The 21,797-nt window shown below is 61.2% G+C and carries 13 protein-coding genes and 1 other RNA gene; 9 read left to right on the forward strand and 5 right to left on the reverse strand.

What is annotated here, in order from left to right; all coding sequences use genetic code 11:
- Positions 1 to 89 precede the first annotated feature (89 nt).
- The 4 genes from guaD to xdhA all read right to left on the reverse strand — a co-directional run bounded on the left by guaD (position 90) and on the right by xdhA (position 6,266).
- Positions 90 to 1,394: a guanine deaminase gene (guaD, locus tag J2W17_RS02700; RefSeq protein ID WP_307328778.1), complete on the reverse strand. Its 1,305-nt coding sequence runs from the start codon at positions 1,392 to 1,394 to the stop codon at positions 90 to 92.
- A gap of 25 nt (positions 1,395 to 1,419) precedes the next feature.
- Positions 1,420 to 2,280, reverse strand: coding sequence for a xanthine dehydrogenase accessory protein XdhC (gene xdhC, locus J2W17_RS02705; RefSeq protein WP_307328781.1), 861 nt, complete (start codon positions 2,278 to 2,280; stop codon positions 1,420 to 1,422).
- A gap of 139 nt (positions 2,281 to 2,419) precedes the next feature.
- A complete protein-coding gene (gene xdhB, locus J2W17_RS02710; RefSeq protein ID WP_307328785.1) occupies positions 2,420 to 4,819 on the reverse strand; it encodes a xanthine dehydrogenase molybdopterin binding subunit in 2,400 nt (799 codons plus the stop codon).
- Positions 4,812 to 6,266 carry a xanthine dehydrogenase small subunit gene (gene xdhA, locus J2W17_RS02715; RefSeq protein ID WP_307328787.1) on the reverse strand — a complete coding sequence of 485 codons (1,455 nt, stop codon included), beginning with the start codon at positions 6,264 to 6,266 and terminating at the stop codon, positions 4,812 to 4,814. Before xdhA ends, xdhB begins: the two co-directional genes overlap by 8 nt.
- Positions 6,267 to 6,533: 267 nt before the next feature.
- Between xdhA and J2W17_RS02720 the strand changes: the two genes are divergently transcribed.
- From J2W17_RS02720 to ffs, 6 genes are all read left to right on the forward strand, one after another.
- Positions 6,534 to 7,193, forward strand: a complete 660-nt coding sequence (locus J2W17_RS02720) for a GntR family transcriptional regulator (protein ID WP_064678864.1) — start codon at positions 6,534 to 6,536, stop codon at positions 7,191 to 7,193.
- Between the two features lie 2 nt (positions 7,194 to 7,195).
- Positions 7,196 to 10,684 carry a chromosome segregation protein SMC gene (gene smc / locus J2W17_RS02725; RefSeq protein ID WP_307328790.1) on the forward strand — a complete coding sequence of 1,163 codons (3,489 nt, stop codon included), beginning with the start codon at positions 7,196 to 7,198 and terminating at the stop codon, positions 10,682 to 10,684.
- A 226-nt stretch (positions 10,685 to 10,910) separates the two neighbouring features.
- Positions 10,911 to 11,759, forward strand: a complete 849-nt coding sequence (zipA, locus tag J2W17_RS02730) for a cell division protein ZipA (protein ID WP_307328792.1) — start codon at positions 10,911 to 10,913, stop codon at positions 11,757 to 11,759.
- Between the two features lie 150 nt (positions 11,760 to 11,909).
- On the forward strand, positions 11,910 to 14,267 hold the full coding sequence (gene ligA / locus J2W17_RS02735) for an NAD-dependent DNA ligase LigA (protein ID WP_307328795.1): 2,358 nt from the start codon (positions 11,910 to 11,912) through the stop codon (positions 14,265 to 14,267).
- A gap of 317 nt (positions 14,268 to 14,584) precedes the next feature.
- Positions 14,585 to 15,748, forward strand: a complete 1,164-nt coding sequence (locus J2W17_RS02740) for a zinc-binding metallopeptidase family protein (protein WP_307328798.1) — start codon at positions 14,585 to 14,587, stop codon at positions 15,746 to 15,748.
- Positions 15,749 to 15,954: 206 nt separating this feature from the next.
- An RNA gene (gene ffs / locus J2W17_RS02745) (signal recognition particle sRNA small type) lies at positions 15,955 to 16,051 on the forward strand.
- Positions 16,052 to 16,232: 181 nt separating this feature from the next.
- On the opposite strand, the gene J2W17_RS02750 is transcribed toward ffs, so the two are convergent.
- Positions 16,233 to 16,547 (reverse strand): helix-turn-helix domain-containing protein, encoded by a 315-nt coding sequence (locus J2W17_RS02750; protein ID WP_307328801.1) that lies wholly within the window; start codon positions 16,545 to 16,547, stop codon positions 16,233 to 16,235.
- 417 nt (positions 16,548 to 16,964) lie between these two features.
- On the opposite strand from J2W17_RS02750, the gene J2W17_RS02755 reads away from it, so the two are divergent.
- From J2W17_RS02755 to J2W17_RS02765, 3 genes are all read left to right on the forward strand, one after another.
- Complete coding sequence (locus J2W17_RS02755; protein WP_307328804.1) at positions 16,965 to 18,665, forward strand: putative bifunctional diguanylate cyclase/phosphodiesterase; 1,701 nt, start codon at positions 16,965 to 16,967, stop codon at positions 18,663 to 18,665.
- Between the two features lie 231 nt (positions 18,666 to 18,896).
- Positions 18,897 to 21,026, forward strand: a complete 2,130-nt coding sequence (gene dnaX, locus J2W17_RS02760; RefSeq protein ID WP_307328808.1) for a DNA polymerase III subunit gamma/tau — start codon at positions 18,897 to 18,899, stop codon at positions 21,024 to 21,026.
- Between the two features lie 66 nt (positions 21,027 to 21,092).
- Positions 21,093 to 21,431, forward strand: coding sequence for a YbaB/EbfC family nucleoid-associated protein (locus J2W17_RS02765; protein ID WP_307328811.1), 339 nt, complete (start codon positions 21,093 to 21,095; stop codon positions 21,429 to 21,431).
- The last annotated feature ends 366 nt before the right edge of the window (positions 21,432 to 21,797 follow it).

The raw sequence follows: 21,797 nt of genomic DNA on the forward strand, positions 1-21,797 counted from the left end.
AACGACCATCGCGAGCAAGCTTGCTCCTACAGCACAAAAAAATCCCCCGCAACCAACGATTGCGGGGGATTTTTTATGCCCGAAGATCCTTAACGCTGATGCACCTGATTCCCCGCCGCATAAGTCTGCAGAACCGTCCGGTCATCCCCCAGCGTCATCAACACAAACAGGGTCTCGGCAATATTGGTGGCCTGCTTCAGGCGATAGCTCAGCAACGGCGTGGCGTTGTAGTCCAGCACCAGGAAGTCTGCATCGGTACCTGGCAGCAACGTGCCGATCTTGTCTTCCAGACGCAGCGCACGGGCCCCGCCGAGGGTGGCCAGGTAGAGCGATTTGAACGGGCTCAAACGCGCCCCTTGCAACTGCATGACCTTGTACGCTTCGTTCAACGTCTGCAGCAGAGAGAAACTGGTACCGCCGCCGACGTCCGTACCCAGGCCGACATTGAGCTTGTGCTTCTCGGCCATCGGCAGGTTGAACAGGCCACTGCCGAGGAAGAAGTTCGAAGTGGGGCAGAAGGCGATGGCCGAGCCGGTTTCCGCCAGGCGGGCGCACTCGTCATCGCACAGGTGCACACCGTGGGCGAACACCGAGCGCTCGCCCAGCAGCTGGTAGTGATCGTACACGTCCAGGTAGCCCTTGCGCTCGGGGAACAGTTCCTTGACCCACTCCACTTCCTTGAGGTTTTCGCTGATGTGGGTCTGCATGTACAAATCGGGATATTCACCCAGCAACTGGCCGGCCAGGGTCAGTTGCTCCGGGGTGCTGGTCGGGGCGAAGCGCGGGGTGACCGCATAGTGCAGGCGACCCTTGCCGTGCCAGCGCTCGATCAGCGCCTTGCTTTCCAAATAGCTGGATTCGGCGGTGTCGGTCAGGTAGTCCGGCGCGTTGCGATCCATCATCACCTTGCCGGCGATCATCCGCAGGTCCAGCTGTTCGGCGGCCTCGAAGAAGGAGTTCACCGATTGCGGGTGCACGCTGCCAAACACCAGCGCGGTGGTGGTGCCGTTGCGTAGCAGTTCCTTGATGAAAATGTCCGCGACTTCATCGGCGTGGGCCTTGTCGGCGAACTGGCTTTCGCAGGGGAAGGTGTAGGTGTTGAGCCAGTCCAGCAGTTGCTCGCCGTAGGCGCCGACCATGCCGGTTTGCGGCAGGTGGATGTGAGTGTCGATGAAACCGGGGGTGATCAGCGCATCCTGGTAATGGATGATCTCGATGTCGGCCGGCAGCGTCGACAGCAGTTCGCTGGCGTGACCCAGGGCGCTGATCTTGCCGTTATCGATCACCAGCAGACCGTCTTCGAAATACTCAAAGGAGCCTTCGATCCCCACTTCGGCGGGATCGGCGATGCTGTGCAGAATGGCGGCGCGGTAGGCTTTGCGAGTCAGAGGCATGGTCATTCTCTATGTATGAGGCTTATCAATTTGATGCTTTCAGGTTCGTGGCCTGGCTGCGGCGTGAAGCAGGCAGCAGCTTGGCAATCGAGGATCCGGCGCCGGCGGTGTGCTGGCCGAAATCGGCGTTATAGGTGGCGATGATCTCGCCGGCGATGGAGACGGCGATTTCCACGGGCAACTTGCCTTTGACTTCGCCGATACCCATGGGGCAGCGCATGCGTTGCAACACGGCGTTGTCGAAGCCCCGTTCACGCAGGCGATGTTCGAACTTCACCCGTTTGGTCTTCGAGCCGATCAGGCCGAAGTAGGCGAAGTCGTTGCGCTTGAGGATCGCGGCGGTGAGTTCGAGGTCGAGCTGGTGGTTGTGGGTCATGACGATGCAGTAACTGCCGGCGGGCAGGTCGTCGATCTCGTCCACCGGTTCTTCGCTGACGATCTTGCGCACGCCATGGGGGATCTGTTCCGGAAATTCCGCTTCCCGCGAGTCGATCCAGCGCACCCGGCAGGGCAGGCTGGCGAGCAGCGGTACCAAGGCGCGACCGACATGGCCGGCGCCGAACACGGCGATCTGCGCCTGCACCTGGCCCATCGGCTCGAACAGCAATACGGTCACACCGCCGCAGCACTGGCCGAGGCTGGCGCCGAGGCTGAAGCGTTCCAGGTGGGTGTCCTGCTTGCCGCTGGCCAGCATCTCGCGGCCGATCTGCATGGCTTTATATTCCAGATGCCCGCCACCGATGGTGTCGAACGCCCGGGTGGCGCTGATGACCATCTTCGAGCCGGCATTGCGCGGCGTCGAGCCGAGCTCTTCGATGATGGTCACCAGCACGCAGGGTTCACCCTTTGATTGCAGGTCGGCGAGGGCGTCGATCCAGTTGTACATGTTTCACCTCGACATCTGTGTTGTCTGTTCGGGCCTCTTCGCTGGCAAGCCAGCTCCTACAGGGTTCGCGTCGTTCACATGACTGCGATTCACCTCCGATCTGTAGGAGCCGGCTTGCTGGCGATCCAGGCGCCTCGGTCTAGAGCGAAGCCAACTCCGGCTCAACTTCGGCAGCCTTCGCCACCTTCAACTGCCGCATCTGCTCACACCCCCACAACACCCTTTCCGGGGTCGCCGGTGCATCGATCTTCGGTTGATGCTTGTAGTCGCCCAAACTCGCCACGGCATCCTTGATCGCACACCACGACGCAATGCCCAGCATGAACGGCGGTTCACCCACGGCCTTGGAATGAAACACCGTGTCTTCCGGGTTCTTGCGGTTTTCCACCAGCTTCACCCGCAAATCCAGCGGCATGTCCGCCACCGCCGGGATCTTGTAGCTCGCCGGGCCGTTGGTCATCAGCTTGCCCTTGTTGTTCCACACCAGCTCTTCCATCGTCAGCCAGCCCATGCCCTGGATGAAACCGCCCTCGACCTGGCCGATGTCGATGGCCGGGTTCAGCGAGTCGCCGACGTCGTGGAGGATGTCAGTACGCAGCATCTTGTACTCGCCGGTCAGGGTGTCGACGATCACCTCGCAGCAGGCAGCGCCGAAGGCGTAGTAGTAGAACGGGCGGCCACGGGCCTGGCTGCGGTCGTAGTAGATTTTCGGGGTCTTGTAGAACCCGGTGCTCGACAGTGACACCTGGGCGAAATACGCCTGCTGGATCAGCGATTCGAAGGTCAGGATGTGATCGCGAACCCGCACGTGGCCGTTGTGGAACTCCACGTCTTCTTCGCTGACCTTGTACTGCCGCGCGGCGAATTCCACCAGGCGCTTCTTGATGATTTCAGCGGCGTTCTGCGCGGCTTTACCGTTGAGGTCGGCGCCGCTGGACGCGGCGGTCGGCGAGGTGTTCGGCACCTTGTCGGTGTTGGTCGCGGTGATCTGCACGCGGTCCATTTCCACCTGGAACACTTCGGCCACCACCTGCGCCACCTTGGTGTTCAAACCCTGGCCCATTTCCGTGCCGCCATGGTTCAGATGAATGCTGCCGTCGGTGTAGATATGGATCAGCGCACCGGCCTGGTTGAGGAAGCTGGCGGTGAAGGAAATCCCGAACTTCACCGGCGTCAGCGCCAGGCCTTTTTTCAGGATCGGGCTGTTGGCGTTGTAGCGACGGATCGCTTCGCGGCGCTCGGCGTACTGGCTGCTTTCTTCCAGTTCGGCGGTCATTTCCTCGAGCATATTGTGCTCGACGGTCTGGTAGTAGTGGGTGACGTTACGCTCGGTCTTGCCATAGTAGTTGGCCTTGCGCACCGCCAGCGGATCCAGGGCCAGATGGCGGGCGATCGCGTCCATCACTTCCTCGATGGCGACCATCCCTTGCGGACCGCCGAAGCCACGGTAAGCGGTGTTCGAGGCGGTGTTGGTCTTGCAGCGGTGGCCGTTGATGGTGGCATCGCCCAGGTAATACGAGTTGTCGGCGTGGAACATCGCACGGTCGACGATCGACGCGGACAAATCCGGCGAGCAACCGCAGTTGCCGGCCAGTTCCAGGGCGATGCCGTGCAGCCGGCCGGTGCCGTCGAAGCCAACGTCATACTCGACGTAGAACGGGTGACGCTTGCCGGTCATCAGCATGTCTTCGACCCGTGGCAGGCGCATCTTGGTCGGCTGCCCGGTAAGGTGCGCAATCACCGCGCACAGGCACGCCGGGCTCGCGGCTTGAGTTTCCTTGCCGCCAAACCCGCCACCCATTCGGCGCATGTCGACGACGATCTTGTTCATCGATACGTCCAGCACCTCGGCCACCAGTTTCTGCACTTCGGTGGGGTTCTGGGTCGAGCAATAGACGATCATCCCGCCGTCTTCGGTCGGCATCACCGAAGAAATCTGGGTTTCGAGGTAGAAGTGTTCCTGGCCGCCGATGTGCAGCGTGCCTTGAATCCGATGTTCAGCCGTCGCCAGGGCATTGGCTGAATCGCCCCGCTGATGGGTGTGGCTGTCGAGCACGAAATGGCGTTTGCGCAGGGCTTCGACCACGTCCAGTACCGGCTCGAGATCTTCGTATTCGATGATGGCGGCCATCGCGGCCTTGCGCGCGGTTTCCAGATCTTTCGCCGCGACGGCGAGCACCGGTTGGCCGACGAACTGCACGTCATCGATGGCCAGCAGCGGATCGCCCGGCAGCAAGGGGCCAATGTCTTTCAGGCCCGGCACGTCTTCGTGGGTGATGGCGATGCGCACACCTTCGAAGGCGTAGCACGGCGTGGTGTCGATGCTGATGATTTTCGCGTGGGCGCGGTCTGACAGCCGTGCGTAAACATGCAGTTGATTGGGGAATTCCAGCCGATCGTCGATGTACTGCGCTTCACCGGACACATGCTTGGCGGCGCTGTCGTGCTTGACGCTGCGGCCGACACCGGTGGTCAGGTCCTTGGCGAACAGTTCAGCCAGTTCGGCCTGGGTCTTCTCTACGGCGTGATGGTTAGACATAAGCGGTCACCCGGGTCTCGATGTGCGGTGTTTGCAGTTCGATAAAGTATTTGCGCAGCAGGTTCTGCGCGCTGAGCAGACGGTATTCCTTGCTGGCGCGGAAGTCCGAGAGCGGCGTGAAGTCTTCGGCCAGTGCGACGCAGGCGCGTTCGACGGTGGCGTTGTTGAACGGCGAGCCGAGCAACACGGCTTCGCAGTGGCTGGCGCGTTTCGGGATGGCCGCCATGCCGCCGAAGGCAACGCGTGCGTCGACAATCACGCCGGTGTCGATGCGCAGATTGAACGCAGCGCAAACGGCGGAAATATCATCGTCCAGACGCTTGGACACTTTATAAGCGCGGAACAGCTGTTCGACGCTGGCACGGGGCACGATGATCTTCTCGATGAACTCGCTTTCCTGACGTGCCGTCACGCGGTAATCGATGAAGTAATCTTCCAGCGCCAGGGTGCGGCGGGTGTCGCCCTTGCACAATACGATCTGCGCGCCCAAGGCGATCAGCAGCGGTGGCGAGTCACCAATGGGCGAGGCATTGCCGATGTTGCCGCCCAGGGTGCCCTGGTTGCGGATCTGCAACGAGGCGAAACGCTGCAACAGTTCGCCGAAGTCCGGGTACTCGGCCTTCAAGGCGTCGTAGCAATCGGAGAGGGCGGTGGCGGCGCCGATTTCCAGGCGATCGTCGAACACTTCGATGCGCTTCATCTCGGCGACATTGCCGACGTAGATCATCACCGGGAGGGTGCGGTGGAACTGGGTGACTTCCAATGCCAGGTCCGTACCGCCGGCCAGCAGGCGCGCTTGTGGATAAGCGTCATAGAGGTCGGCCAGGTCAGCCACGGTCAGCGGCACCAGGCAGCGCTTGTCGCCACTGTTGAGTTCGCCGATGTCGGTGGGCGCGATGGCTTTCAGGCGCGCGATGGTCTGGGCTTCACGGGCATCGAACTGGTCCGTTTGCCGGCCGCAGCAGGACTGTTCGGCGGCTTGCAGGATCGGCCGGTAACCGGTGCAGCGGCACAGGTTGCCCGCCAGGGCTTCGTGGGCCTTGTGAACGTCGGGCGCGTCGCTGTTCTTTTGCAGGGCGAACAGCGACATGACGAAGCCCGGGGTGCAGAAACCGCACTGCGAGCCGTGACACTCGACCATGGCTTTCTGCACGCTGTGCAGTTCGCCCTGGTGCTTGAGGTCTTCAACGCTGATCAGTTGCTTGCCATGCAGCGACGACACAAAGGTCAGGCATGAATTGAGGCTGCGATAGCGAATGTGCTCGCGGCCGTCGTCGTCGGTCTGGAGTTCGCCGACCACCACCGTGCATGCGCCGCAGTCACCGCTGGCGCAGCCTTCTTTGGTGCCGGGTTTGCCCACATGGTCGCGCAGATAATTGAGCACGGTCAGGTTCGGGTCCAGGGCGTGCTCGCTACGGAGTTCCTGGTTAAGTAAAAACTGGATCACGGAAGGCCTCGCAGACTCATTATTGTTGTTAACCGACATGAACCGAATTTAGCAGGTCTGACTTTTCGGTCAATGATTTTCTGACCTAAAGGTCAGGAAATTATCAAATGTCGATCAACGACTGGTTTTTCTTCAGTATTGACCCTGGTTCGCCAGCCTGCTTTTTGCTTGAATCGTGCCAAAACCACCGGGCGGGCACTCCGCCCTGACGTATCAATTGCGCTACACTGCGCCGCTTGTGCAAATCGAAGAGTTTGAAGGACAACCATGACGTTCAAGGCGCCGGACAGCCTCGCCGAGCAAATCGCTCACCACCTCGCCGAACGCATCATTCGTGGCGAAATGAAGCCCGGAGAGCGCATCCAGGAACAGAAGGTCACGCTGGCCCTCAATGTCAGCCGCGGTTCGGTTCGCGAAGCCTTGCTGATCCTCGAGCGGCGCCACCTGATCGCGATCCTGCCGCGCCGGGGCGCCCACGTCACCGAACTCACCGTCCACAAGGTGCAGAGCCTGTGCGCGCTGATGAGCGAGTTGTACATCCTGCTCGGCAACGCCGTGGCCAGCGGCTGGCAAGTCCAGGCCGACATGGCGCCGTTCGTGCAGATCCAGCAGCGCCTGACCGCCAGCTACGAGCGCCAGGACATCCGCACCTTCGTCGATGACAGCTTCAACGTGATGCGCGCCGCGTACCCGTTTGCCAATAACCCGTACTTGCAGGAAACCGTCGAGAATCTGCAGCCGGCCATGAGCCGTGCGTATTTCCTCGCCCTGGACCAGCGCAAGGCGTCGATGAGCGAGTTCCTCGAACTGTTCGAACGTCTGCTCGCCGCCGTGCTGGCCCGTGACTTTCCGCAGATCCGCGAGGTGCTGACGGCCTATGCCCAGCGCAGCTGCGATCTGGTGGTTTCCGCCCTGACGGACGCCTGAGCGTGCGGCTCAAGTGCATCAAGCTGGCGGGGTTCAAATCCTTCGTCGACCCGACCACGGTGAACTTCCCCAGTAATATGGCGGCGGTGGTCGGGCCCAACGGGTGTGGCAAGTCGAACATCATCGACGCCGTCCGTTGGGTGATGGGCGAGAGCTCGGCCAAGAACTTGCGCGGCGAGTCGATGACCGATGTCATCTTCAACGGCTCCACCAGCCGCAAACCGGTGAGCCAGGCAAGCATCGAACTGGTGTTCGATAACTCCGATGGCACCTTGATCGGCGAATACGCGGCCTACGCCGAAATTTCGATCCGGCGCAAAGTCACCCGCGACAGCCAGAACAGCTATTTTCTCAACGGCAGCAAATGCCGTCGTCGTGACATCACCGACATCTTTCTCGGCACCGGTCTCGGCCCGCGCAGCTACTCGATCATCGAGCAGGGGATGATCTCCAAGCTGATCGAAGCCAAGCCGGAAGACCTGCGCAACTTCATCGAGGAAGCGGCCGGCATCTCCAAGTACAAGGAGCGCCGGCGCGAGACCGAAAACCGCATCCGCCGCACCCACGAAAACCTCGCCCGCCTGACCGACCTGCGCGAAGAGCTCGAACGTCAGCTCGAACGCTTGCACCGCCAGGCCGAGGCGGCGAAGAAGTATCAGGAATTCAAAGGCGAGGAGCGTCAACTCAAGGCGCAACTCTCGGCCCTGCGCTGGCAGGCGTTGAACGAACAGGTCGGCCAGCGCGAAGCGATCATCGGCACCCAGGAAGTCACCTTCGAAGCCTTGGTGGCCGAGCAGCGCAATGCCGACGCGGCGATCGAACGCCTGCGCGACGGGCACCACGACCTGTCCGAACGCTTCAATCTGGTGCAGGGGCGCTTCTATTCGGTGGGCGGCGACATCGCCCGGGTCGAGCAGAGCATCCAGCACGGACAGCAACGCTTGCGGCAATTGCAGGATGATTTGAAGGAAGCCGAGCGCGCGCGCCTGGAAACCGAATCTCATCTGGAGCACGACCGCACGTTGTTGCTGACCTTGGGCGAAGAGCTGGACATGCTCACCCCGGAGCAGGAAGTCACCAGCGCCGCCGCCGAAGAAGCGGCCGCCGCGCTGGAAGAATCCGAAACCACCATGCACGGCTGGCAGGAGCAGTGGGACACCTTCAACCTCACGGCGGCCGAGCCCCGGCGCCAGGCGGAAGTCCAGCAGTCGCGGATCCAGCAGCTGGAAACCAGCATGGAGCGCCTGGCCGAGCGACAGAAGCGTCTGGGCGAAGAGCGCGCGTTGCTCTCGGCGGATCCGGAAGACGCGGCGATCATGGAGCTCGGCGAGCAGTTGGCTGCGAGTGAAGCGACGCTGGAGGACTTGCAGGCCAGCGAAGAAGCGCAGGTGGAGCGCCTGGAGCAACTGCGTCAGGAATTGCAACAGGCGCTGACGGCGCAACAGCAGGCCCAGGGTGATTTGCAGCGCCTCAACGGGCGGCTCGCTTCCCTGGAAGCCTTGCAGCAAGCCGCACTCGATCCCGGCACCGGCACCGCCGAATGGTTGCGCGAACAGCACCTGGCGGATCGACCGCGCCTGGCTGAAGGCTTGAAGGTCGAGGCCGGTTGGGAATTGGCGGTGGAGACCGTGCTCGGTGCCGACCTGCAAGCGGTGCTGGTGGACGATTTTGGCGATTTCGACCTGGCCGGCTTTGCCCAGGGCGATCTGCGTTTGCTCAGCCCGGCCAGCGATGGCGTGCGCATGGCCGGCAGCTTGCTCGACAAGGTCGAGGCGCAGATCGATCTGTCGCCGTGGCTGGGGCAGGTCAAACCGGTCGAAAATCTCGAACAGGCCCTGGCGCTGCGCAGTCAGCTGACCGCCGGCCAAAGCTTGATCAGCCGCGATGGATATTGGGTCGGACCGCACTTCTTGCGCGTGCGTCGGGCCAGCGAAGCGGAAAGTGGCGTGCTGGCCCGTGGCCAGGAAATCCAGCGCCTGGGCCTTGAGCGCGAAGAGCGCGAAGCCACGGTGGAAACCCTGGAAACCCGATTGCAAAACCTGCGGGCCCAGCAACGTCAGCAGGAAAACGGTCGCGAACATCTGCGCCGCCTGCTGCAGGACGAAGCCCGTCAGCAGGGCGAATTGAAAGCTCAGTTGTCCGCCGGCAAAGCCAAGGTCGAACAGCTGACACTGCGCCGCACCCGCCTGGATGAAGAACTGGTCGAGCTTGGTGAGCAACGGGCGCTGGAGCATGAAAATATCGGCGAGGCGCGCCTGCAATTGCAGGAAGCCCTCGACAGCATGGCACTCGATACCGAGCAGCGTGAGTTGTTGCTGGCCCAGCGCGACAGCCTGCGCGAGCGCCTCGATCGGGTGCGCCAGGAAGCCCGGCAGCACAAGGATCACGCGCATCAACTGGCGGTGCGCCTGGGTTCGCTCAAGGCCCAGCACGATTCAACCCGTCAGGCGCTGGAACGGCTGGAGATGCAGTCCGAGCGCCTGACCGAAAAACGCGAACAGCTGAGCCTCAACCTGGAGGAGGGCGAGGCACCGCTGGAAGAGTTGCGCCTCAAGCTCGAAGAGTTGCTCGACAAGCGCATGACTGTCGACGAAGAACTCAAGACCGCGCAGATCGCCCTGGAAGATGCCGACCGCGAGTTGCGCGACGCGGAAAAACGGCGTAACCAGGCCGAGCAGCAATCCCAATTGATCCGCGGCCAGCTCGAACAGCAGCGCATGGAATGGCAAGCCCTGACGGTGCGCCGCAAGGCCCTCGAAGACCAGTTGCACGAGGACGGCTACGACCTGCACGGCGTGCTGGCTACCCTGGTGGCCGGGGCCAACGAAAAAGACGCCGAGGAGGAGCTCGAACGCATTGCGGCGCGGATCCAGCGCTTGGGTGCGATCAACCTGGCGGCCATCGACGAATACCAGCAACAATCCGAGCGCAAACGTTATCTGGATGCCCAGAATGACGATCTGGTGGAAGCGCTGGACACCCTCGAGAATGTGATTCGAAAGATCGACAAGGAAACCCGAAACCGCTTCAAGGATACCTTTGATCAGATCAATGCCGGAATTCAGGCACTTTTCCCAAAAGTTTTCGGTGGAGGCAGCGCGTATTTGGAACTGACGGGCGAAGATCTACTCGATACAGGGGTAACGATCATGGCGCGGCCGCCAGGAAAGAAGAACAGCACCATCCATTTGCTCTCCGGTGGCGAAAAAGCCCTGACCGCATTGGCCCTGGTATTTGCCATCTTCAAGTTGAATCCGGCACCGTTCTGCATGCTCGATGAAGTTGACGCGCCACTGGATGACGCTAACGTTGGACGCTACGCACGGTTGGTCAAAGAGATGTCGCAGACGGTGCAGTTCATCTATATCACCCACAACAAGATCGCCATGGAAATGGCCGACCAGCTGATGGGGGTGACGATGCACGAGCCGGGTTGTTCGCGTCTGGTGGCGGTGGACGTCGAGGAGGCGATGGCGATGGTGGACGCCTAGCGGCGCAGCTTCGAGCGTCAAGCTATAAGCTGCAAGTAACGCGGCTTGCCGCTTGGAGCTGAAAGCTTGTAGCTGCGAAGCCGTTGGTCGTGCTAGTTTAATGTCAATTTAGCGTATGCGTGGGCAAAACGCCTGTCAGAACATAGAGTTGGCGCCACGTTTTAAAGCGGTTTACCAGCTGTAAACCCCTTATTTTTCAGCATTTTTTATAGAGGCACGGGATTACATGGAAATCGGTCTGCGCGAGTGGCTGATCCTTATCGGCATTATTGTCATTGCCGGTATTCTTTTCGACGGCTGGCGCCGCATGCGCGGCGGCAAGGGGAAACTGAAATTCCGTCTTGACCGGAATTTGTCCAATTTGCCGGACGAGGACACCAGCGCCGAGCTGTTGGGCCCGCCCCGGGTGCTGGATACCCACAAGGAACCTCATCTGGACGAGCACGATCTGCCGTCGGTGAGCATGCCTGCCCGTGAACAGCGCGAGTCGGGATCCAAACGCGGCAAGCGTGGCCAGGGCGAGCCATCCCAGGGCGACCTGAACCTGGACCTGGAAGGCGGCCCGAGCTTCAGCAGCCATGACGACGATTACCCGGATGAAACCAAGGCCTCGAGCTCGACTGGCGACCGGGAGCAGCCGCAAGCCGAAGAAGTGCTGGTGATCAGTGTGATCTGCCGCGACGCCGCCGGCTTCAAGGGCCCGGCGCTGTTGCAGAATATTCTGGAAAGCGGCTTGCGCTTTGGCGAGATGGACATTTTCCACCGCCACGAAAGCATGGCCGGCAACGGCGAAGTCCTGTTCTCGATGGCCAATGCGGTCAAGCCGGGCGTCTTCGACCTGGACGACATCGACCACTTCAGCACGCCGGCGGTAAGCTTCTTCCTCGGCCTGCCGGGCCCGCGTCATCCCAAGCAAGCCTTCGACGTGATGGTAGCTGCGGCGCGCAAACTGTCCCAGGAACTGAACGGCGAACTGAAAGACGACCAGCGCAGCGTGTTGACTGCCCAGACGATCGAGCATTACCGTCAGCGCATCGTCGAATTCGAACGCCGCGCCCTGACCCAGAAGCGTTGATCTGTAGGAGCCGGCTTGCTGGCGAAGGCGGTCTCAAGTACGCCTTCGCCGGCAAGCCGAATCGTCGCACCGCGGCTCCTACAATGAATCTACGCCGCTTCAACAGATTGAGCAGCCTCGGCTGCTCTTTTGCTTTATGAGAGAACACCCATGACCGCCGCCAAAAATCGCATTCTAGAGCTGCGCGCTGAGCTGGATCAGCACAACTATCGTTACCACGTGCTGGACGAGCCGAGCATCCCGGACGCCGAATACGACCGGTTGTTCCAGGAGCTCAAGGCCCTCGAAGCGGCCAATCCCGAATTGATCACCAGCGACTCGCCGACCCAGCGTGTCGGCAGCGCGGCGCTGTCGGCGTTCACCCAAGTGCGCCACGAAGTGCCGATGCTCAGCCTCGGCAACGCCTTCGAAGAAACCGACATGCGCGAGTTCGATCGCCGGGTCACCGAAGGCCTGGATCTGCCGACCGGCGATTTGTTCGGCAGCGCCGCCGCGGTGGAATACAGCTGCGAACCCAAGCTCGACGGCCTGGCGGTCAGTCTGTTGTATCAGGATGGCGTGCTGGTGCGCGGCGCGACCCGCGGCGACGGCACCACCGGTGAAGACATCAGCGTCAATGTGCGCACGGTGCGCAATATCCCGCTCAAGCTGCAGGGCAGCGGCTGGCCGGCGACCCTGGAAGTCCGGGGCGAAGTGTTCATGTCCAAGGCCGGTTTCGAGCGGCTCAATGCCTCGCAACTGGAAGTCGGCGGCAAGACCTTCGCCAATCCGCGCAACGCGGCGGCGGGCAGCTTGCGCCAGCTTGATTCGAAGATCACCGCCAACCGTCCCCTGGAGTTCTGTTGCTACGGCATCGGCCAGATTTCAGCCGATATCGCCGACACGCACATTGGCAATCTCAAGCAACTCAAAGCCTGGGGCCTGCCGATCAGTCATGAACTGAAACTGGCGTACGGCATCGATGAATGCCTGGATTACTACCGCGACATCGGCGAGCGCCGTAATGCGCTGTCCTATGAAATCGACGGCGTGGTGTTCAAAGTCAACAGCATCGCCTCCCAGCGTGAACTGGGTTTCCGCGCGCGGGAACCGCGCTGGGCTATCGCGCACAAATTCCCGGCCATGGAAGAACTTACCGAGTTGCTCGATGTGGAGTTCCAGGTGGGCCGTACCGGTGCCGTGACGCCGGTGGCGCGCTTGAGGCCGGTCAAGGTGGCCGGCGTCACCGTCGCCAATGCGACCTTGCACAACATGGACGAGGTCGCGCGCCTGGGCTTGATGATCGGCGACACCGTGATCATCCGTCGCGCCGGTGATGTGATTCCACAGGTGGTGCAAGTGGTCACCGAGCGCCGCCCGGACAATGCCCGGCCGGTGCAGATTCCCGAGCAGTGTCCGGTGTGCGGCTCCCATGTCGAGCGCACACAGCTGGTCAAGCGCAGCAAGGGCCGCGAAACCGTCAGCGAAGGCGCGGTGTATCGCTGCGTCGGCCGGCTGGCCTGCGGCGCGCAACTCAAGCAGGCGATCATCCACTTTGTCTCCCGTCGCGCCATGGACATCGAAGGCCTGGGCGACAAGAGCGTCGAGCAACTGGTGGACGAAGGCCTGGTGAGTTCGCCGGCGGACCTGTATGCCCTGAAATTCGACGACATTGTCGACCTGGAAGGCTTTGCCGAACTGTCGAGCAAAAAACTGCTCGCTGCGATCGAGGGCAGCAAGCAGCCAGGCCTGGCGCGCTTCATTTATGCTCTGGGAATTCCTGATGTCGGCGAAGAGACAGCCAAAGTGCTGGCACGCTCCCTTGGCTCGCTGGAACGAGTCCAGCAGGCCCTGCCGCAAGTGCTCACGTACTTGCCGGATGTCGGCCTGGAAGTGGCTCACGAGATTCACAGCTTCTTCGAGGACCCGCACAACCGGCAGGTGATCGAGGACCTGCTCAGGCACGGCCTGCAGATCCAGGATCAAGGGGAGCTGGGCGCCGAATTTTCCGCCAGCACCACTCTCGGCGGTTTCCTCGACAAGCTGCACATTCCGTCGGTAGGGCCGGGCGGGACGCAGAAGCTGGCGGACAAGTTCGGTTCGCTGCAAGCGGTGATGAACGCCGACTGGCTGGACATGCGTCAGGCGTTGCCGGAGAAACAGGCGAATGCGGTGCGGGAGTTTTTTGCGCAGGCGGCTAATCGCCAACTCGCTGAGGCCGCCGAAAAGCAGCTCAGCGATTTCGGCATGCACTGGCAGAGCGAAAAGAAAGTCGTCGAAGGCTTGCCCCTGGCCGGGCAGACCTGGGTATTGACCGGTTCGCTGGAGTTGATGAGCCGCGATGTGGCCAAGGACAAGCTCGAAAGCCTGGGTGCCAAGGTGGCGGGCTCGGTGTCGGCCAAGACCCACTGCGTGGTCGCCGGGCCGGGCGCCGGTTCCAAGTTGACCAAGGCCAATGAGCTGGGGCTGAAGGTGCTGGATGAAGAAGCGTTCGTCGTGTTCCTGGGCAAGCATGGTATTTCCGTGTGATGCCATTCGCTGACAAGTCGGAACGCCGCACCGCCGCCCGAGAACACCTGCATACCGCTGGATTGCGAAAACGCCAACCCCTGTAGGAGCCGGCTTGCCGGCGAAGGCGTCTGCATGATCGCTGCAAGGCTTGAGGCCGCCTTCGCTGGCAAGCCAGCTCCTACGGGGATCAGCTGTGTATCGATGATATGCGCTCAACGCCAGCCCCTGTAGGAGCCGGCTTGCCGGCGAAGGCGATGCCAGCCCTCGCACAAAAAGCGGGAACGATCGATACCCCTTCATGATCTAGTCTTGGCATGCCCCAGGGAGAGATCGCCATGTACCGCTTCTTCGAACAGCTCAGCTCACGCATCGCCGCGCCTTTCATGGCCGAGAATTCGCGCAACAGCAAAGTCTGGCAGTGCCGCTGCGGCCAGTCGCTGTTCTTCCGCAACAGCCAGTGCCTGGCCTGTTCGGCGGCGCTGGGCTATCAACCCGAACAGAGCCGCCTGTCCTCGCTGCAGCCCGGCTTGCAGGCGGACACCTGGCTGCTCGACGCCGATCCCGAGGCGGGTACGTTCCGCCGCTGCGCCAATCTCGACTCCCCGGCTGCCTGCAACTGGCTGCTGCCGGCCAACGATCATGATGCGCTGTGCATTGCCTGCAGCCTGAACCACACCATCCCCGACCTGTCGATTGCCGAAAACCCCGAACGCTGGCGCAAGGTAGAAACCGCCAAGCGTCGTCTCGTCGCGCAGTTGATCAGCCTGGGCTTGCAGGTGATTCCCAAAACCGTCAACGAGGAGACCGGCCTGGCCTTCGATTTCATCGGAGTCGACCTTGACGGCAAACTTCCGACCACGGGGCATGCCAATGGCTTGATTACCCTCGACATCAAGGAAGCCGACGACGTCCACCGCGAGCAGGTCCGGGTGCAAATGCACGAACCGTATCGCACGCTGCTCGGGCACTTTCGTCACGAGGTCGGGCATTACTACTGGGACCGCCTGATCGCCAACAGTCACTGGCTGGAACCGTTCCGCGGACTGTTCGGCGACGAGCGCGCCAGCTATGCCGAAGCCCTCGAGCACCACTATCAACAAGGCGCGCCGCTCGAATGGCAGCAACAGTACGTCAGCGCCTACGCGACCATGCATCCATGGGAGGACTGGGCCGAAACCTGGGCGCACTACCTGCACATGACGGACGCCGTGGACACTGCGTTGGGGTTCGGCATGAGCGCCAGGGAACTGGACTTCGACTACCAGCCGTTTCCCTCCAGCAGCCTCTACGACCCGCAGCATCCCGGCGGGGTGGCGTTCCTGGCATTCGTCAACGCCTGGATCGAATTGGCCGGCATGCTCAACGAACTGTCGCGCAGCATGGGCCAGCCGGATTTCTATCCCTTCGTCCTGCCATCGGCGGTGATCGCCAAGCTGCACTTCATCCACCTGGTCATCCAGCAGGAGGGCGGCAGGGCGGATGAGGTGCTGGCGCAATAATAAGGATCGCGGCCATCGGCAGCTCCTGCATGGATCGGCGTGCCGTAGCGACCAAAGGCTCGCGCCACGTTCCGGACATTATTTAAAGGCCACTGCATGTCCTTGAGCCGCCTCGTATTTTTTTATCCGCACGAACGGTTGTAACTTCGTCTCAGATAGGTACAATGGCGCGGCTCGCCGTCAGGTGAGCGTCGTTATGGTGACCCCATCGGTCCCCCCGCAACGATTACCCGTGAACCTGGTCAGATCCGGAAGGAAGCAGCCACAGCGGGAACATTGTGTGCCGGGGTGTGGCTGGTGGGGTTACCACCTTAGCGGGCCGCGAATTCTTCTGGCGGTATTTTTCAAAACTAATTTCCTTTTGCTCTGCCATGGATATTGTCCAGGGTGGATTTTTTGTCGTTTCCGGTTTTTGAAGTCATACCTGAAAAAGGAGGCCGACCTGTCCAGCGGACAAGTCGGCCTCCTTTTTCCATTCCTGCCACTAAGGCTTGGACAACGCCTGGTCAACCGCCGCAATCAGCTTTCCCAGATCGTTCGGGCTGGCTTTATGAATGACGCCGAACAGGTACGCCCGCTGTTCATCCTCATCGCCCGGATCGGCAAAAAAGGCTTTCAACGTCACTCCGAGCACCTCGGCAAGCAGGAACAGGGCGTCCATGCTGGGGGTATAGGTGCCGGTTTCGAAGCGACTGATGGTTTTGGGGTCAAAACCGGTTTTTTCGCCGAGTTCAGCCTGAGTAAGCCCCGCGACCTTGCGGTAACGCCGGATGGCTGGACCCAAACTTGAAATGTGCATCGCTCAATTCCCATTTGGAATCAAGAACTTAACGATAGATTTCGGCGTATGACAACCGCGTTATCCATCACCTATGCTTGCAAAATGTGATGCATTTCGTAGAATCGCCGCTCCGATAGGACTTTCGGTGCCCTGTTCTCGATCGCGAGCGCGATGTGAAAAAGCCACTATGCGCGTTCGTGCAGGATAACGAGCAGCCTCAAAGCCGCGCTTGAACCTTGCGCAATGTACCTGGATTCGTGGTTTTCGCCCTTTTCAAACGGCCTTTCAGATTAGTTGATCTTCGGCTGTCCGGGGGCCATCAGATGCTGTTCATGGAGTGACCACGTGTTTCTGAGCAATCCGCCACAAAACATCTCTTCCGGGCATCCTGCACTGGTCGAGCGGTGCCACCGCTAGCGACAACGAGCCTGACTCATGGATGAGAAATACCGCAGGGCTGTGGATGCAGCCGCTATTTTTTCCGAGACCGATCTGAGCGGTCGGATCACTTACGTCAATGATCAGTTCTGCGCCATCTCCGGCTACAGCCGCGAGGAACTGTTGGGGCAGAATCATCGTCTGCTCAACTCGGGCCTGCACTCGGCTGAATTCTTCGCTGGCCTGTGGCGTACCATCGCGCTGGGCAGCGTCTGGAAAGGCGAGATTTGCAATCGGGCAAAGGACGGTAGCCTGTATTGGGTCGAAAGCACCATGGTGCCGGTACTCGATGACGCCACCGGAAGAGTTGATCGCTACCTGTCGATTCGTTTCGACATCAGTGAAAAGCGTCAACTGCTGCATTCCCTGCAATGGCGGGTGGGCCACGACGTGCTGACCGGACTGCCCAATCGCGCGTTCCTCTCGGATTTGCTGGATCAGGCCCTTGAGTTTTCCCGCCAGGAAAACATCCCGCTGGCGGTGTGCATGCTCGATCTCGACGGCTTCAAGGCGGTCAACGACGGCTACGGCCATGCCAGTGGCGATCTGTTGCTGGTGGAAGTGGCGAAGCGCCTGCGCAGTATCGTGCGCGGCGAAGACGTGGTGGCCAGGCTGGCGGGTGACGAGTTTGTGCTGGTGCTGCGTTACGTGCGTGATCTGCCGGAGATGCGCGCGGCACTGAACCGGGTGTTGGGCGCGATTTCGGCGCCGTACACGTTGCTTGGCAAAGAGCTCAATGTATTTGCCAGCATCGGCGTCACCCTGTTCCCACACGACAGCGAAGACGCCGAAACCCTGCTGCGTCACGCCGATCAAGCGATGTACCTGGCCAAGCAGGGTGGGCGCAATCGTTTTCATCTGTACGACGTGCACCGGGATCGGGAAGTCAAGGTCACGCACCAGACTATCGAGCGAGTCCGTCAGGCGCTGCTGGCGGGAGAGTTGCGTTTGCACTTCCAGCCTCGGGTGAGCATGCGTCGCGGCGAGGTCGTCGGTTTCCAGGCTGTGTTGCGCTGGGAACACCCCCAGGACGGCATGGTGCCTTCGCGGAATTTTCTGCCGTTGGTCGAGGAAACGGACCTGATCATCGATATTGGTGAATGGGTCATCGACCAAGTACTTTCGCAGTTGCACCGCTGGCAGCAGGCGGGGCAGGTCTGGCCAGTGAGCATCAATATCGCGGCGCGTCATTTTCAGCGCACGGATTTCGTCGACCGGCTCGGTGAGATGCTCGCCCGGCATGCCCAGGTTGCACCGCAGATGCTTGATCTGGAAATTGTCGAGTCGGTGGCGGTCGAGAATATTCAACATGTCAGTGCCTGTCTGCAGGCTTGCCAGGTGTTGGGCGTGAGGTTTTCACTGGGGGATTTCGGTACCGGCTATTCGTCGCTGAGTTACCTCAAGCGATTGCGAACCCAGACCATCAAGATCGATAAGTCCTTTGTCCGCGACATTCTTCATGATCGGGATGACCTGGCATTGACCACGGCAATCATTGGCCTGGCCCGCGCGTTCGGGCGGCAGGTGGTCGCCGAGGGGCTGGACAGTATCGAACAGGGTGAATTGCTGATGCGGCTGGGTTGCGATGTTGCACAAGGCCATTGCATCGCACGGCCGATGCCGCCGGCAGAGGTGTCGGCCTGGGTGCAAGGGTATGTTGCGCCGCTGCAATGGCGGGTACAGCAGCAGACAGCCTGAACCTCTTGGGCATCACGAAGCGCAGCGGCGCTTCGGCTGCCGCCGCACTCAAGCTCATCAACAGCAGAGCCCCCAAGGCGAGCCGTATAAACGCTCCGTTCCTGAACAATCCCTGGCAGATAAAACCCGCCAAAGTGCAACTTAGCCAGATTAGACGAGCGCACCGGATGCAATTTTGGCCTTGCTCCGCTAGCATTAGCCGCTTCTGTTCCTTCGTTGCGACGGTTTTCGATGAGTTATCAGGTTCTTGCACGTAAATGGCGTCCGCGCTCGTTCGGCGAAATGGTCGGCCAGACCCATGTGCTCAAGGCTCTGATCAATGCCTTGGACAGCCAGCGGCTGCACCATGCCTATCTGTTCACCGGCACCCGCGGCGTGGGCAAGACCACCATTGCGCGGATCATCGCCAAATGCCTGAACTGTGAAACAGGTATTACTTCGACGCCTTGCGGCGAATGCTCGGTGTGCCGTGAGATCGATGAAGGCCGTTTCGTCGACCTGATCGAGATCGACGCCGCGAGCCGGACCAAGGTCGAGGACACCCGCGAGCTGCTCGACAACGTGCAGTACGCCCCGAGCCGCGGGCGCTTCAAGGTCTACCTGATCGACGAAGTGCACATGTTGTCCAGCCATTCCTTCAATGCGCTGTTGAAAACCCTCGAAGAGCCGCCGCCCTACGTCAAGTTCATCCTGGCCACCACCGACCCGCAGAAACTTCCTGCAACGATTCTGTCGCGGTGCCTGCAGTTTTCCCTGAAAAACATGACACCGGAGCGTGTGGTCGAGCATTTGACCCATGTGCTGAGTGTCGAGAACGTGCCGTTCGAAGACGACGCGCTGTGGCTGCTGGGCCGCGCCGCGGATGGTTCGATGCGCGATGCCATGAGCCTGACCGACCAGGCGATCGCGTTCGGGGAGGGCAAGGTCATGGCCGCCGACGTGCGGGCGATGCTTGGCACGCTCGATCACGGTCAGGTCTACGACGTTTTGCATGCGCTGATCGAAGGCGACGCCAAGGCGTTGCTCGAAGGCGTGCGGCACCTGGCCGAACAAGGCCCGGACTGGAACGGCGTGCTCTCGGAAATGCTCAACGTGCTGCACCGTGTCGCCATCGCCCAGGCCTTGCCTGAAGGCGTCGACAACGGTCACGGCGACCGTGATCGGGTGTTGGCACTGGCCCAGGCCCTGCCGGCCGAAGACGTACAGTTCTACTACCAGATGGGCCTGATCGGTCGCCGCGATTTGCCTCTGGCGCCGGATCCCCGGGGTGGATTCGAAATGGTCCTGCTGCGCATGCTCGCCTTCAGGCCCGCAGACACCGAGGACGCTCCGAGGCAGCCGCTAAAGACAGTGGGGATCAGCCAGGCCACAGTTGATTCCGCCCATTCAGTGGCTGCCACGCGAGTGGCCGCGCCGGTAGTGCCTGCGGCAGTTGCACCGGTCGTTTCGGCACCGGTTGCACCGGTGGTTGCGTCGGTAGCTACTCCTCCAGCTCCAGCTCCAGCTCCAGCTCCAGCTCCAGCTCCAATTCCGGTGCGAGAAGCGGTTGCACCGGTCGTCGTGCCCGAGCCGGTGATTGAGGCGGTAGCCGTCGAAGCTGTCGTCGATCTGCCGTGGAACGACCCCGTAGAGCCCGAAGTCGTGCAGCAGCCTGCGGTCGAACCGGTTCTGGATACCGCCGCAGAACAACCTGAATTGCCGCCGATGCCATTGCCGACGCCAGACAGCGCCGTGCCGGACGCCCCGGAGTGGGCCGCAGCGCCGATCCCGGAACCCTCCGTGAGCGAAGTCGATGCGGCGACGCCGGGCATGGACCTGGACGACGAGCCGCCGCTGGACGAGGATTACATCGAGCCGGACATGGATTCGTCCTACAGCTACCTGGACGAACTGGCCAGCGAGCATGCCGCTGAGCCGGCTCCCGAGCCCGAACCCGAACCGGCCGCCATGCCGGCGACCGGTCTGGCCCTGCAATGGCTGGAACTGTTCCCGAAATTGCCGATCTCCGGCATGACCGGGAGCATCGCCGCCAACTGCACCTTGGTCGCCGTCGATGGCGACAATTGGCTGTTGCACCTGGACCCGGCCCACAGCGCCCTGTTCAATGCGACCCAGCAACGTCGCCTCAATGACGCACTGAACCAGCATCACGGGCGTACGCTGACCCTGACCATGGAGCTGATCAAGCCTGAGCAGGAAACCCCGGCCCAGGCCGCATCCCGTCGTCGTGCCAATCGTCAGCGCGAGGCCGAGGAGTCGATCCACGGTGACCCGTTCATCCAACAAATGATGCAGCAGTTCGGCGCGGTGGTCCGTAACGATACTATTGAACCTGTCGAAGCCCTGGTCAGTCAGGGCTAATAACTGAAGGCGTTCGGCCCCAACGGCCGGGCGCGATTTTTATCCAAGTACTTTGAGGTGATTACCATGATGAAAGGTGACATGGCCGGCCTGATGAAGCAGGCGCAGCAGATGCAGGACAAGATGGCCAAGATGCAGGAAGAACTGGCCAACGCTGAAGTCACAGGTAAAGCCGGCGGCGACATGGTCACCGTGGTCATGACCGGTCGTCACGACGTCAAGCGCGTGACCATCGACCCAAGCCTGGTCGAAGGCCTGAGCGAAGACGACAAGGAAATGCTGGAAGCGGTCCTCGCCGCCGCCGTCAACGATGCCGTACGCAAGATCGAAGCCAACAGCCAGGACAAAATGTCCGGCATGACCGCGGGCATGCGACTGCCACCGGGCATGAAACTGCCGTTCTGATCACCCGATGACGCGTTATCCTCGAACAAACGCACCCCTGTAGGAGCCGGCTTGCCGGCGAAGGACGTCAACGATAACGCGCTCCTCCTGAATAAACGCACCCCTGTAGGAGCCGGCTTGCCGGCGAAGGACGTCAACGATAACGCGCTCCTCCTGAATAAACGCACCCCTGTAGGAGCCGGCTTGCCGGCGAAGGACGTCAACGATAACTCGCTCCTCCTGAATAAACGCGCCCCCCTGTAGGAGCGAGCCTGCTCGCGATGGCCGTCAACGATAACGCGTTCTTCCTGAGTAAACGCGTCGCCATTGAGACCATCGCGAGCAGGCTCGCTCCTACAGGGGGGCGGCGTTCATTCAGGTCTAACG

The sequence above is a fragment of the Pseudomonas lini genome, from assembly GCF_030812475.1.
Lineage (GTDB): Bacteria > Pseudomonadota > Gammaproteobacteria > Pseudomonadales > Pseudomonadaceae > Aquipseudomonas > Aquipseudomonas lini_A.